Below are 13678 nucleotides of genomic sequence, written 5' to 3'. Positions count from 1 at the left end.
CTAAACCATGATATTAGGCTAGAGTTACGCAAAATACAGCGCTTCGACTCTGTTTACGGCACCTAAAATTCGTGAGGTAAGCAACTTAAACTCACAGGAAACACTCTAAGTTTCCTCAGCAAGCATGCAATAAAGTGTGAAACAATAGCGCACGTGCAACACACAAACGATGAGCGTGTATATTCTGCACGCAAACTCCTAGATGAGCTCACTCTACCCCTCGATACCGCTGATGTTACTCGGGCGAGGGAACAAGTGCGTTCTCTGAGTAAACAGTACGACGATTACATTCTGCCGCGGCTTACCGCTTTGGAGGCACCCCTTACCGTGGTAGTTGGTGGTTCTACGGGTGCCGGTAAATCGACTTTGGTGAATACCTTGATGGGAACCCCCGTATCCCGTTCCAGTGCGCTTCGCCCCACCACTCGGCAGCCAATCTTGCTTTATCGTGCTGAAGACTCCGAATACCTGACCCCCGAACGTTTTCTGCCTACCCTAGAACGGCAGGAGATGGCATCTATCTCTGAAACTTCACCACGCCGGAGTGACATTTGGGAGCTGCCAGGTGCCGAACATCATCTGCACGATACGCTTATCAGCGTGCAAACTAGCGCTCTGCCGCGCGGCATCGCCCTGATCGATGCCCCCGATATTGATTCGGTCTCCGACGAGAACCGCAGGCTTGCCAACGAGCTCTTATCTGCCGCCGACCTGTGGCTCTTCGTCACAACTGCTAACCGTTATGCGGATGCCGTACCCTGGGATCTGTTGCATCGCGCTGCCCAGCGCAATATTGCTGTAGCAGTCGTTCTCAACCGAGTTCCCGAAGGGGCTGCGGATGAGATCGAGTCCGACCTTATGCGGATGCTCACCGAAGCCGGTATGACACCGGTTATTCTGCATAGTATCCATGAACAGCTGCGGGACGAACAGGGGATGCTGCCCGCAGAAGCGGTAGCGCCTCTAACATCCTGGCTTGAGCAGCTTGGTGCGGATGCGCCAGCCCGTGCAGCTATCGCGCGTCGCACCCTGGCGGGCGCTATCACCGGTGCCGGTAACTCTCTGCAAGAACTTGCTGATGCACAAACCCGTCAGGTGGAAACCTACACCGGATTAGAAACTGCGGTGACCTTAGCCTATGAGGATGCGCTCGCCCGTGTGGAAGATTCTCTCACTGACGGCTCATTGCTTCGCGGCGAGGTTCTGGCCCGGTGGCACGATTTTGTGGGAACGGGCGACTTCTTCCGCTCTTTGGAGAACCGCATCGGACGGCTGCGGGACAGGTTTGCCGGAATGCTGACCGGGAAACCGGCAGCGACCACGCGGGTTGAGCAGGCTCTCGAAACGGGTCTGCACGCCGTTGTTCTTGATGCCGCTCAACGTGCGCATGAAACTATCCGTCGAAGCTGGGGAGCGGAACGGGCAGGGCGCGTACTCTTACAGAATATTGACGAGAGCCCGTACCCTCCGCACAGCACCCAGGCTCGTGCGGAGCTTGATGAGACTATCGCCGCAGAAATACGAGCCTGGCAAAGTTCTGTACTTGATATGATCCGTGCTGAAGGCAACGGCAAACGCCAGCGAGCGCGCGTGCTCTCCCTGGGTGTTAACGCGACGGCGGTGCTGCTCATGATGGTGGCTTTTTCGGCGACTGGCGGACTCACCGGCATCGAAATTGGTATTGCGGGAGGATCTGGGGTCGTTGGATCTAAGCTTCTTGAATCGGTCTTCGGCGAGGATGCTGTGCGCCGCATGGCGACTCGCGCTCGCAGTGATCTAGTGGCACGCCTAGAAACCCTGCTCAAACGGCAATCCGAAAACTACCGGCAGGTGCTTTCTTCCCGTGAACCGCGCGTACAGCCGGACGAAATTCGTGTCGCTGCCGAACAGCTTCATGACTTAGGTCAAGAACTAGATCATGATCCCTTGGCTTGGCGTGAAGACTCGCCTCAAAACTCGGGGCTCGTTCAGCACATGCATGACGATACAACACAGCCATTACCTGTTAAGAACTCTCGCCAGGAGCACACACGATGAACTCATCTTTAGCATCCGCTACGCCGCGCGGGTCTTTTGAAGAACGTGCGCTTCGCCTTCACGATGCGCTCGGCCTGGGTCTTGACGTTATTCCTGATACCGTGCAGGAGAACGCATCCGCAACGCTGAGCCGTGTCATGGAACGTCGGCAGCTTTCGGCAGAACACACTGTAATTGGTTTTTTCGGGGCCACCGGAAGTGGAAAATCCACCCTTTTCAATACCATTGCTGGGATGCCCCTGGCACGTACCGCCGTTACACGACCGACTACCTCAGAAATTCAGGCGGCGATTTGGGGACGGGACGGAAGCGAAGAGCTTCTGGACTGGCTTAAGATCGAACATAGGGTCTATCCCGAGGAGAACGAATCGATACGCCAGATTCGTACCCAAACACAAAATTCGGCGGCAGATTTTGCAGCACCCCACGAAATCGTAGAGCCCGTTCCTGGTATGTGGAATAAGCTCAAAACGGCGGTTGGGCGTGGGCAGACCCGCACACGATCTGGCGGGCTGATCCTGCTGGATCTGCCCGACCTTGACTCGGTAGCCCATCACCACCGGGAGCAGGTAGAGCGCATGCTCTCCTATGTGGATGTGTTGGTGTGGGTCCTCGACCCCCAAAAGTACGCGGATGCGGCGGTGCACCATGATTTTCTGGCTCCTCTCTCCACTCGTGGGCATCGCATGGTATGCGTTCTGAACCAAGCAGATACCCTAGATTCCCATGAGGTTCCACAAGTACTTGATGCGCTCACGGAGCTTTTAGAAGCGGACGGTATTACGCCGCTGCTCATTACAGCCCCATTTGCACTCTCGGCGCATACCGGCGAAGGCGTTTCTGCCCTGCGGTCGTTGTTAGGACGTGTGGCGGCTGAGAAAAATGCGGCGTATGAGCGTACTGAGGCGCAGCTATATGCGATTCGCCGTGATCTTGCAGACTATCAGGGTGGTGAAGCACCTCTTCATGAGCCTGACTACGCCGTTGATGAGCTGACGGAAGGCTGCTTTCAAGCCTGCGGGGCTGTTGAAGTTCTTGATGCTGCAGAAGCCTCGTATCGTCGTCGTGCCGTTGCCAACACAGGATGGATAGCTACGCGGTGGGTTGCTAAGTTCCGTGCCGACCCGCTTAAGCGTCTGCATCTTGGAGACGATACTGCGGGTACTCATAGCGCGAGTGAATCTGCACCACAGAAATCTCCGATGCATCTAACGGCTAGTTCGTTACCGCCGCTTACTGCAGCTCAGCAGGCAGCATTAGCTCAGGCAGCGCGCGGTTATGGTGAGTCTGTAGCCCAAAATATTGAAGCTCCCTGGAAGCAACGTATCCAGAACGCCGCCTTGACCCGAGAACAGGATTTTCCGGAGGCCTTTGAGAGGGCGATCGCGCGTGTAGACTACAACACTACCCAGTCACGTTTCTGGTGGAAGCTACTTAACGCGGTGCAATGGATTGCATTTCTCAGTCTTTTGGGAGGCGTAGCCTGGCTGACTGCAATGGCATTTGCAAGCTACCTGCAGATACCTCTGCCGCCTGCGCCCGTACCCGAAGGATCCCCCGTACCTGTACCCACACTTTTACTTATCTTGGGGGTGCTTTTAGGGATCCTGGGTGCCGTATTGGGTAGGGCACTGGTGAATGTGAGTGCCCGTGCTTACCGGCGTTCCTTGCGAACGCGCATGATCCAACAGTGCGAAAACGCGGCACAGCAGGTTGTCGTGGCGCCCGTATTGACAGAATGCGAGAAGCTCAGGCGCTATAGGCAGGCTCTGACATAAGAATGAACACCTAAACAGCATGAGGGGTGTGGAACCAACTAGTCGGTTCCACACCCCTCTATGGTTTGACCTAAGCTACTATACGTTCCGAAGCGCCTGTGAAATCTTATGAGCCGCATCAACAACAACCTCGGCGTATTTGCGACCGGGCTGCATACCGAGTCTTTCGATAGGACCGGAAATAGAAACGGCTGCAATAATTTTGCCCGACGGTGAACGCACAGGGGCAGACACGGAAGCCGTGCCGCGCTCGCGTTCACCTGCAGACTGTGCCCACCCTAATCTGCGCACGGAAGCAAGCATGGCAGCGCTGAAATACGCATCTTGCAGACCCTCAACAAGGCGGTTCTGATCTTCCCATGCCAAGAGTACCTGGGCTGCGGAACCAGCCTTCATGGAGAGCTGGGTTCCTATAGGAATTGAATCATGCAGTCCAACGGGACGTTCTGCGGATGCTACGCATACGCGCCAATTTCCCTGACGCCGATAAACCTGCGCCGATTCGCCGGTCACATGGCAAAGCTGATTTAAAACCGCTCCCGAAACCGCTAGGAGGTGATCGGCACCAGCTGCATTCGCCAGTTCCATTAGGCGGGGCCCCAGCATAAATCGCCCCTGAACATCGCGTGCCACCATACGGTGGTGAGAGAGCGCCACCGCCAAACGATGCGCCGTTGGACGGGCTAGCCCGGTGGCCTTAACAAGCTGCCCCAGCGTGACCGGACCAGCCTCTAGGCATGAAAGAATAAGCGCGGCTTTATCAAGTACCCCCACGCCGGAGGAGATGTTTGGTTCGACCTCAACAACCTGTTGGTCATCCGTGAGAGTATGGGGAGTCTTCAAAGGAGTCGAAAGCCCCGACGTATCGCGAGGGTGACGTGCTCCAGGCAACGGTGTAGACGATGGTGCAGATGTCATAACTCTAGTTTAGCTCAGTGCATCTCAAAATGTGGAAGATAGGGCTCACTTCATAGACTCTTCTTCTGAACCTGCCCATGATGGAGGAACCCTGAATACCAAATTTTTGAAATATATTCCAGGGTTAAGAATATATGTGTTATAAGGCACTATATATCTATGATTGGCGGAAAGCCCGCCATATCAAAGCAGGAGGAAAAATGGCAGGGGACAATACTGCTGCGACAAGCGCTATACCCACATCTGTGAAGCGCCCGCGTACTCTCGCCGAAAAAGTCTGGGAGAACCACGTCGTGGTGCCCGGGCAAGATGGCAAACCCGACCTTCTCTATATTGACCTGCATCTTCTGCATGAGGTGACCTCGCCCCAGGCTTTTGAAGGACTACGCCTCGAAAACAGGCCCCTGCGCCGTCTCGACTTGACGATCGCAACTGAAGATCACAATACCCCCACCGAAAATATTTTCTCGACCATTGCGGATATTACTTCGCGAACCCAGATCGAAACCCTGCGTCGTAACACCGCGGAATTTGGCGTGCGCCTCCATCCGCTCGGCGATATCGAACAGGGTATCGTACACGTAGTCGGCCCGCAGCTGGGATTGACCATGCCCGGAATAACCGTCGTCTGTGGTGACTCGCACACCTCAACCCACGGGGCTTTCGGTGCACTTGCCTTCGGCATCGGCACCTCTGAGGTTGAGCACGTGATGGCAACCCAAACCCTGCCGCTGGCGCGCTTTAAAACAATGGCAATCAATGTCGAAGGAACCCTAAAACCTGGAGTAACCGCCAAAGATATTATTCTTGCCGTTATCGCTCAGATCGGTACCGGAGGTGGGCAGGGATACGTACTCGAATACCGCGGTTCCGCGATACGCTCCTTGTCTATGGAAGGGCGTATGACCATCTGCAATATGTCGATTGAGGCAGGCGCGCGTGCGGGTATGGTAGCTCCCGACGAGACTACTTTCGAGTATGTTAAAGGACGCCCTCACGCACCCAAGGGGCAAGATTGGGAGGATGCGCTCGCCTACTGGAAGACCCTTCCCACCGACGAAGGGGCTGTTTTCGACAAAGAAATCTTTATTAATGCAGACGAGCTTGAGCCCTTCGTTACCTGGGGAACAAACCCGGGTCAGGGTGTGCCGCTGAGCCAAGCGGTTCCCGCACCTGAAGACTTTGAGGATGAAAACGACCAGGCAGCCGCATCCCGTGCCCTGGAGTACATGAACCTTAAAGCTGGAACTCCCATGAAAGATATTCCGGTGGACGTCGTATTCTTAGGTTCGTGCACTAACTCACGCATTGAGGATTTGCGTGCTGCCGCCGAAATCATTCGTGGGCGTACCCTTGCCTCAGGCGTGCGTATGATGGTCGTTCCCGGCTCACAGAAAGTTCGCGCACAGGCCGAAGAAGAAGGCCTAGATAAAATCTTCAAGGACTTTGGGGCAGATTGGCGCTTTGCCGGATGCTCTATGTGCTTGGGCATGAACCCCGACCAACTGGCACCGGGGGAGCGATGCGCATCCACCTCGAACCGAAACTTTGAGGGACGCCAGGGTAAAGGCGGACGAACCCATCTTGTCTCGCCGCTAGTCGCTGCCGCAACGGCGGTTCGCGGAACCCTCTCATCACCTTCTGACTTAGAACCACACGCAGACAATGCCCCTGCGGCGGCGTAAAGGAGAACATTGTGGAACCAATTATTAAACACACCGGAATTGGTGTTCCTCTGCGCGTCTCGAACGTGGATACCGACCAAATTATCCCGGCGGTTTACCTCAAACGCGTAACGAAAACAGGCTTTGACGATGCCCTCTTTGTGAATTGGCGTAAGAACCCCGAATTTGTTCTGAACCGAGAACCTTATAAAAATGGGTCAGTGCTGGTGGCGGGCCCCGATTTTGGCACAGGGTCATCGCGTGAGCACGCGGTCTGGGCGCTTAAGGATTACGGGTTTCGAGTCGTTATATCGTCACGATTCGCCGATATTTTTCGTGGTAACTCAGGTAAACAAGGACTCGTTGCCGCTCAGGTGGCTCAGGATGATGTCGAGTTGATTTGGAAAGCTCTTGAGCGGGAACCTGGTACCGAAATTACCGTTGATTTAGAGAATAAGACGGTAACTGTGGGCACTCTCGTCGTGCCCTTCCAGATTGATGATTATGTGCGCTGGCGTTTGATGGAAGGGCTTGACGATATCGGGCTTACCCTTCAGAACATTGAGGCCATTAAAGACTACGAGGCGCGCCGCCCCGCGTGGATGCCCCGAACTCAGGAAGTCTAGACTGGACGCTCGGTGAGGTGCGTACCCTGTGACATCAGGGTACGCACCTCACCGAGCGTTACGGGGTGTATCAGAAACACATTATTGGTATGTTGCTGGGGTTTGATGGTTATATGAGGTGGTTCTTCGAGGAAGTTTATGAGCGGCATCTTTGAACTATCTCGATAAACATCGCGAAGCACAGGTTCTACACAGCTCTTCCGTTTGTAGCAGCCCGTTCGAGAACGTAAAATGATAGCTTGAAAGTCTGTGCAGACCTATTAATAATTCGTTAATGGCGCCGGACCTCAGCACTAACAGCAGTTCTTGTCGGCCCCACCGAGCCGACCGTTCGAAGGATTAGTTATGTCCCTTAACATCAGCGAACTTCGCATTGAGGGTGGTACCCCTCTTAAAGGCGAAGTCCACGTTCGAGGCGCCAAAAACCTCGTACCTAAAGCGATGGTAGCAGCGTTGCACGGATCCACCCGTTCGACCTTGCGTAACGTACCAGACCTAAGCGATGTTGAGATTGTAACTACCCTTGTTGAACTTCACGGTGCGAAAGTTAACTATGATCCTGAAGCCGGTATTCTCACGTTAGATCCCGCCCAAGACGCGAAGACTGCGGCCGATAACGCTGAAGAGATTCAACTCTTCGGCGGTAACTCACGTATTCCGATCCTGATGGTAGGCCCGCTTCTGCATACGCTCGGTACCGCGCGCATCCCTAATCTAGGGGGATGCAAAATCGGCGACCGTCCCATTGATTACCATATGGATGCCCTCCGTAAATTTGGTGCCGTCGTCGAGAAAGACGATGAAAGCGGCACTACTCTGAACGCTCCCGATGAAGGCCTGCACGGTGCTGAAATCGAACTCAATTACCCCTCCGTTGGCGCTACAGAACAGGTTCTTCTGACCGGTGTGCGCGCCCGTGGCACCACGGTTTTGAAGAACGCCGCTATTGAGCCCGAGATTATTGATCTTATTGCGGTTTTGCAGAAGATGGGTGCCATTATCTTCATTAACGAAAACCGCACCATTATTATTGAAGGGGTTGACGCCCTAACCGGGTACGACCACACCGCCTTGGCAGACCGCAATGAGTCCGCTTCCTGGGCATCCGCCGCGTTGGCAACCGGCGGAGATATTTTTGTGCGCGGCGCTTCGCAGAAGGATATGACGGCGTTCCTCAATCAGTTCCGGAAGATGGGTGGTGAATTCGAGGTTACACCGGAAGGAATCCGCTTTACTCACCCCGGTGTGATTACTCCCGGGGCAGAGTTGAACCCTATCGTTTTTGAGACCAACGTGCACCCCGGTTTTATGACCGACTGGCAGCAGCCGCTTGTCGTTGCGCTGACGCAGGCAAAAGGAACTTCTATTGTGCACGAGACCGTGTACGAAGAGCGTTTTGGGTTTACGAATGCCCTCAAACAGATGGGCGCCGATATTGTGGTCATGCGCGATTGCATTGGTAGCGAGTTTTGTCGTTTCCACGGTAAGAGCTTCGGGCACTCCGCTATTATTAGCGGTTCTACCCCGCTTAAGGCCGCTGACATTGAGGTGCCCGATCTGCGCGGTGGATTCTCGCATATTATCGCCGCTCTGACAGCAGAAGGTACATCCCACGTTACGGGTGTTGAAATTATCGCGCGTGGTTACGAGAACTTTGAAAAGAAACTCGAAGCTCTGGGCGCAAAGTTTGAGGTACTTGCCCGCAAACAGAGCAAGACTCCTAAGCCCGATGCAGAAATTGAGATTGTTGTGCCAGAAGAGGTTGAGGTACAGGGCTAGTATGAGCGGTCAACAGGGGAAAAAAGCACTACCCACACTTGAGCCTACCCCTCAAGGAGATAAGCTCTTTAAGATTCTTGGTAACGCCGCCCGTGCGGTGTATAAAGGCATAGCCCGCATCGAAATTATCGGGAGCGAGAACTTCCCGACCGACCGAGGCTATATCGTGGTTGCTAACCATTCCACCGAGATAGACCCTGTAACCGTTGCACTCCCTATCTTCAATAACGGAGTCTTCCCGCGGTTTTTAGCGAAGGACTCTTTGTTCCGAGCGCCCGTTCTGGGATATATTATGCGTAAGATGGCGCATATTCCCGTGATACGCGGCTCTGTAGACGCTCGCAAGGCACTTATTACTGCCCGTAAAGTTGTAGAGGCTGGTGGCGCTGTAGTGATTTACCCTGAGGGGACAACTACTGGCGACCCCGAGGGCTGGCCCATGCAGGCCCGTACGGGTGCTGCCCGTCTTGCCCTCGCAACTGGTGCTCCCGTAGTACCGGTGGCGCACTGGGGCGATGAGCAGATTCTTGGGTATGACTACGAAACCGTGGATGGTGGCCGCGTCAAAGAACATCGTAAGGTTTCCCTATTTCCCCGTAAAACGGTCAAAGTGAAGGTGGGTAAGCCTCTCGATATCGCCTCTTTAATCGATGATCCTTCGCCGGAGGCAAAGCATACGCGTACTGAGCTTGGGGTCGTGACCGACGCTATGCTTGATGCAGTGACCGAACTGCTGGAAGATATACGTGGTGAAAAGGCGCCAACCGGTCGTTGGAATCCCCGAACCAAGCGTCGTGAAGCTCCCGGTGAAATGACCGGGATAGCTGGTAACCTGGGCGAACCGGATCCTAAATAGGAGGCGAGGTTATGGCTCTTTTCACGAATTCCGCTGACAACAGCGAACCGGCTCCACGTAAGGTATTAAAAATTGCAATCTTGGGTGCGGGAAGCTGGGGGACAGCATTCGCCAAAATTGTGGCTGATTCGGCGCGAGAAAATAAAACGGGCGTGCAGGTAGTCCTTATTGGCCGCAGCGAACAAGCTATGGCAGAGTGCTCTCAGACTAGGGAAAATAGTAAATATTTTCCGGGGATGAAGCTACCCGAGAACCTGGAATTCACGGCGGATGCTCCTACCGGGCTCACTGGCGCCGATTTGGTGGTACTGGCTTTACCCTCACAGGTGCTACGTTCGCAGCTTCAACTTTATGCCCGCTATATTGAGCCGCATGCCCTGCTGGTTTCGCTTGCGAAGGGATTAGAAACCGGTACCGGTTTGCGCATGTCCCAGGTGATTACCGAGGAACTTGAGGAAGCCTTGGCGATGCGCGGCGCAGACATCCGCACTATCGGGCATATACCGCATCGGGTATGCGTGCTTTCAGGGCCGAATCTTGCTACTGAGATTATGGGGGAGGAGCCCACCGCCTCTGTAGTCGCAGCACGCACACTGCCCATCGCAGAAATTGTCGCGCAGGCTTGTGCCTGCAGCTATTTCCGCCCCTACACGAATACCGATGTGGTGGGTACGGAAATCGGCGGTTTGGTGAAGAACGTGATCGCCTTGTGCGTCGGCATCTGTGAAGGTCGCAATTACGGTGATAACTCCAAAGCCTCAATCATGACGCGCGGACTTGCCGAAATTACTCGTCTTGCGGTCGCACTGGGTGGTGAAGCAGCAACAATGAGCGGGCTTGCGGGGATGGGAGATTTGATTGCTACCTGTTCATCGCCGCTTTCACGAAATCATACTGCCGGGCGTCTACTTGCCGAAGGGATAAGCCCGGATAAACTCAGCGAACATATGAGCCAGACAGCGGAATCCATCAAATCAGCCCCCGTCGTAGCGCAATTGGCACGCCGTCACGGAGTCGAAATGCCTATCGTGGAAGCGGTCGTTGCTGTCCTGACTGGACGCATCGAGATCGGACAGCTGGCACCGCTGCTGCTGGGACGGCGCCTGAAGCGCGAAGGCCATTAACATCAAGATCTTCCGCAAGAAAATTTTTGCGGCAGGTAAAACAACTAATACAGCACGTGTGCGCAGACATGGGCGCTTGAGGGGCGCTCTCTTACGAAGGAGATACAATGACCGAAAACGCACAGAAGAAAACTGTTGCTCTACTGTGTGGCGGACGTTCTTCGGAACACCCTATTTCTCTGATTACTGCCGTAGGCGTGCTAGGCGCCATTGACAGCAGCGTCTACGACGTGGTGACTATTGGCATTACAAAAGACGGTCGTTGGTATTTGACGAATCTGGAAGAGCTGAGTGCACTTCTCGACGCTGCCCCTGCACATGCAGAGTTTACAGGTGGTTCGCACCAGGTTTTCCTGCCTCTTGGAGCCGGGGATTCGCGAGTGCACCTAGTAGATGATGACGGAAATCTTGAGTATGGTCCTGCCCTTGACGTGGTATTCCCCCTCATACACGGTCCTTTCGGCGAAGACGGAACAATTCAGGGTCTTCTGGAACTCGCTGAGTTGCCCTATGTAGGATGCGGCGTGACGGCATCAGCCGTAGGTATGGATAAGCACTTTATGAAGGTTGCATTTGAGTCTGCTGGGCTGGAGGTTGGGCCTTATGAGGTGGTGACCGATCGCCAATGGACTCATGAGCGCGAGGAATCGCTTAAACGTATAACCGCCCTTGGTTACCCCATGTTCGTTAAACCCACGCGTGCGGGTTCTTCTTTTGGCATTACCAAAGTGGATAAATTTGAGGAACTTGTTCCGGCTATCGAAGAAGCGCGCCGCCATGACGCAAAGATTATTGTGGAAGCTGGCATTGTGGGGCGTGAAATCGAGTGCGGCGTCCTAGACGGTCACCACGGTGATATGCCGCGCGCATCATACCCCGGCGAAATCGAGGTCGTTGATGAGGACCACGGTTTCTATGATTTTGATGCTAAATATATCTCAAAGTCTTCGGCAGTTACCCGGTGCCCCGCCGATTTACCGAAGGATATGCAGGAGCGTTTGCGTGTTCTGGCGGTTAAGGCGTTTTTGGCCCTTGACGGCGAAGGATTGTCCCGCGCAGATTTCTTCTACACCCCGGATGGTCGTTTGGTGATCAACGAGGTGAACACTATGCCGGGATTTACTCCGATTTCAATGTACAAAACCATGTGGGAAAACACCGGAATTTCCTATACCGAACTGATTGATGAACTGCTGACTCTTGCACTGGAGCGTCCTTTAGGGCTGCGCTAATGAAGTCTTAAATAGAGAAGGAAATTCCAGTGTTAGAGCCCCCAAGACCTCAGGTTTTGGGGGCTCTAAAATTTGCGTTTGCGTGAAGCGAACTGACGGTAAGGATCCAGAGGTCTTGAATCCTCTATTTTCCGGTTTTGACACCGTTGAGAGTATCGTTGATGTTCGTGCATTTCTTCTGAGACGGAATTTGTTTGACCGCCGAGTTGAGCTCAGCAAGAAGAGTTGATGATGAAACCTTATCTGCGTCGAAGGTTACTTCAATGGCAGGCGTTCGTCCGTACGTGGTTGCCGTCCACGTTCCCGTCGCACGGTTTTCAGGGCCTGCAGCGGCGGAGGAAGACGCTGAGACTGGCGGTGCTGAGTTCTCTGGCGCATCCTTGGGACGCAGTACCCAATCAATCCCATTGACCTCAGCGCATGGGTCCGATACGGGTTCCTGAACGGTAACACCGCATTTGAGAATCACGGAGGCTGGTTCGCCCCAAGCAGTCGTTCCTTGCGCCGTAGTTTCACGCTGCTGTAGGCCAACGAGTTTTTCTGGCATAGCAACCATCGCATAAGCACATACGGGGTTGGCGGCATCTGGAGCCGGATCAAGATTGACATTGCCCGCTCCACATGCGCTGAGCGACAGCACCCCGGTGAGCGCAAGACCCAAGCCTGCTCGCTTCGCTGGGGACATGACGAAAAAGTTAAAAGACGTAAAAGTCACTCTTTCATTCTAACGTACGGTATATTCACTGGCGTGTCGCAAAAACATAGCGCGGCAGATCAGAGGAAAGCAAAAATTTGAATACCAATTTAAAGCTCAAAGTCACGACAATTTGCCCATAGTCCAGGTACCATGAAAGTAACAGTTAATAGTTGATCGTGAAAAGATTCTTAAAATTCGATAAACTTTTGAGAGAAGCACATCCTTGTTATTTAGGGTGTAGACTCACCCAAGCACGCATATTGTTCGGTAGCTATTCGGTATAAGGACACTTTTTGGGAAACAGACAATGCAAAGTAGCGTCGGCTAGCCTAGCGACTGCATTGATTGCATTCGGTAGTGTGCCGATCGCCGCAACGCTGACACAGGAGGCACGTGGCGCTTCCGGGAAGGTCGCAAACCATCCTGCGACCTCTGACGTTGTCGCGCCCGGACAAGCTGTCGTACAACCTGCCGTACCAGCTACCTTTGCAGCTTTAGGTCAGAAAAATGCTGTGACTCCTATGCCCATGCCGTCTGCAACCGCTACCTTGACTATGTACGGCATGGCCTCCGGCAACGTAACCTATGCTGCTCAGCCTGCCGTCGCCCTGCAATCGGAGTCTCCCATTGCAGGCGCCGAGTTTGCCGCTGCACCTCCGCTTGACTATGACCAGCAGGACGACAAGACTCCTGAGGCTACCGAAACCCCTACACAACGAGCTGCCCCGGACCAGAACACTGATGAAGATGACGCGGAAGTTCAGCCTGTAAGCCCCGAATATGAGAGTCCGCAGGCGCAGCCTTATAATACCGAAGTTCCTACAGAGGATGCTGACACAGAGGCTGTAACCCCAACTCCTGCAGCCCCCGTTCAGAACCTTCCTGCTGAGGACGCTGAGGCAGCTTCCCCGGACCTTGGAGAAGAACCAGCAGCTACTCCTGTGACGCCTACTCCGGCTCCTACAGA

Annotated in this window: 10 protein-coding genes and 1 pseudogene; 9 read left to right on the top strand and 2 right to left on the bottom strand. The window is 54.1% G+C overall.

The window, feature by feature from the left end; all coding sequences use genetic code 11:
* The first annotated feature begins 153 nt into the window (after positions 1–153).
* Together HMPREF2804_RS08015 and HMPREF2804_RS08010 are read left to right on the top strand one after the other, a co-directional pair.
* Complete coding sequence (locus tag HMPREF2804_RS08015; protein WP_070448508.1) at positions 154–2037, top strand: dynamin family protein; 1884 nt, start codon at positions 154–156, stop codon at positions 2035–2037.
* Positions 2034–3815: a dynamin family protein gene (locus HMPREF2804_RS08010; protein ID WP_070448507.1), complete on the top strand. Its 1782-nt coding sequence runs from the start codon at positions 2034–2036 to the stop codon at positions 3813–3815. The genes HMPREF2804_RS08015 and HMPREF2804_RS08010 overlap by 4 nt, the downstream gene beginning before the upstream one ends.
* Positions 3816–3893: 78 nt before the next feature.
* Here the strand turns inward: HMPREF2804_RS08010 and HMPREF2804_RS08005 are convergent, their stop codons facing one another.
* Positions 3894–4733, bottom strand: coding sequence for an IclR family transcriptional regulator (locus HMPREF2804_RS08005; RefSeq protein WP_246824219.1), 840 nt, complete (start codon positions 4731–4733; stop codon positions 3894–3896).
* Between the two features lie 200 nt (positions 4734–4933).
* Here HMPREF2804_RS08005 and leuC point away from each other — a divergent pair, with 200 nt between their 5' ends.
* The 6 genes from leuC (at position 4934) to HMPREF2804_RS07975 (ending at position 12014) form a co-directional block, all read left to right on the top strand.
* On the top strand, positions 4934–6418 hold the full coding sequence (gene leuC, locus HMPREF2804_RS08000; RefSeq protein WP_048751508.1) for a 3-isopropylmalate dehydratase large subunit: 1485 nt from the start codon (positions 4934–4936) through the stop codon (positions 6416–6418).
* An 11-nt stretch (positions 6419–6429) separates the two neighbouring features.
* Positions 6430–7023: a 3-isopropylmalate dehydratase small subunit gene (leuD, locus tag HMPREF2804_RS07995; protein ID WP_048751507.1), complete on the top strand. Its 594-nt coding sequence runs from the start codon at positions 6430–6432 to the stop codon at positions 7021–7023.
* A gap of 345 nt (positions 7024–7368) precedes the next feature.
* A complete protein-coding gene (murA, locus tag HMPREF2804_RS07990; RefSeq protein WP_004004898.1) occupies positions 7369–8802 on the top strand; it encodes a UDP-N-acetylglucosamine 1-carboxyvinyltransferase in 1434 nt (477 codons plus the stop codon).
* Position 8803: 1 nt separating this feature from the next.
* Positions 8804–9658 (top strand): lysophospholipid acyltransferase family protein, encoded by an 855-nt coding sequence (locus tag HMPREF2804_RS07985; protein ID WP_048751504.1) that lies wholly within the window; start codon positions 8804–8806, stop codon positions 9656–9658.
* Positions 9659–9669: 11 nt separating this feature from the next.
* Entirely contained in the window at positions 9670–10782 is a 1113-nt protein-coding gene (locus HMPREF2804_RS07980) for an NAD(P)H-dependent glycerol-3-phosphate dehydrogenase (protein ID WP_070448505.1), read from the top strand.
* Positions 10783–10889: 107 nt separating this feature from the next.
* Positions 10890–12014: a D-alanine--D-alanine ligase family protein gene (locus HMPREF2804_RS07975; RefSeq protein WP_070448504.1), complete on the top strand. Its 1125-nt coding sequence runs from the start codon at positions 10890–10892 to the stop codon at positions 12012–12014.
* A gap of 124 nt (positions 12015–12138) precedes the next feature.
* Here HMPREF2804_RS07975 and HMPREF2804_RS07970 read toward each other — a convergent pair whose 3' ends face one another.
* Positions 12139–12729 (bottom strand): DUF3515 domain-containing protein, encoded by a 591-nt coding sequence (locus tag HMPREF2804_RS07970; protein WP_239662014.1) that lies wholly within the window; start codon positions 12727–12729, stop codon positions 12139–12141.
* A 275-nt stretch (positions 12730–13004) separates the two neighbouring features.
* Here HMPREF2804_RS07970 and HMPREF2804_RS07965 point away from each other — a divergent pair.
* Positions 13005–13678: pseudogene (locus HMPREF2804_RS07965) on the top strand (transcriptional regulator); the annotation flags it as partial.

The organism is Rothia sp. HMSC065G12, from assembly GCF_001811455.1.
Classification (GTDB): Bacteria; Actinomycetota; Actinomycetes; order Actinomycetales; family Micrococcaceae; genus Rothia; species Rothia dentocariosa.
This window is presented reverse-complemented; position numbering and strand designations above follow the sequence as displayed.

Excerpts from the sequence above, each read along its gene's own strand:
- leuC (WP_048751508.1), top strand. The coding sequence starts at position 4,934 with ATGGCAGGGGACAATACTGCTGCGACAAGCGCTATACCCACATCTGTG.
- HMPREF2804_RS07985 (WP_048751504.1), top strand. The coding sequence starts at position 8,804 with ATGAGCGGTCAACAGGGGAAAAAAGCACTACCCACACTTGAGCCTACC.
- HMPREF2804_RS07980 (WP_070448505.1), top strand. The coding sequence starts at position 9,670 with ATGGCTCTTTTCACGAATTCCGCTGACAACAGCGAACCGGCTCCACGT.
- HMPREF2804_RS08010 (WP_070448507.1), top strand. The coding sequence starts at position 2,034 with ATGAACTCATCTTTAGCATCCGCTACGCCGCGCGGGTCTTTTGAAGAA.
- HMPREF2804_RS08005 (WP_246824219.1), bottom strand. The coding sequence starts at position 4,733 with ATGACATCTGCACCATCGTCTACACCGTTGCCTGGAGCACGTCACCCT.
- murA (WP_004004898.1), top strand. The coding sequence starts at position 7,369 with ATGTCCCTTAACATCAGCGAACTTCGCATTGAGGGTGGTACCCCTCTT.
- HMPREF2804_RS07975 (WP_070448504.1), top strand. The coding sequence starts at position 10,890 with ATGACCGAAAACGCACAGAAGAAAACTGTTGCTCTACTGTGTGGCGGA.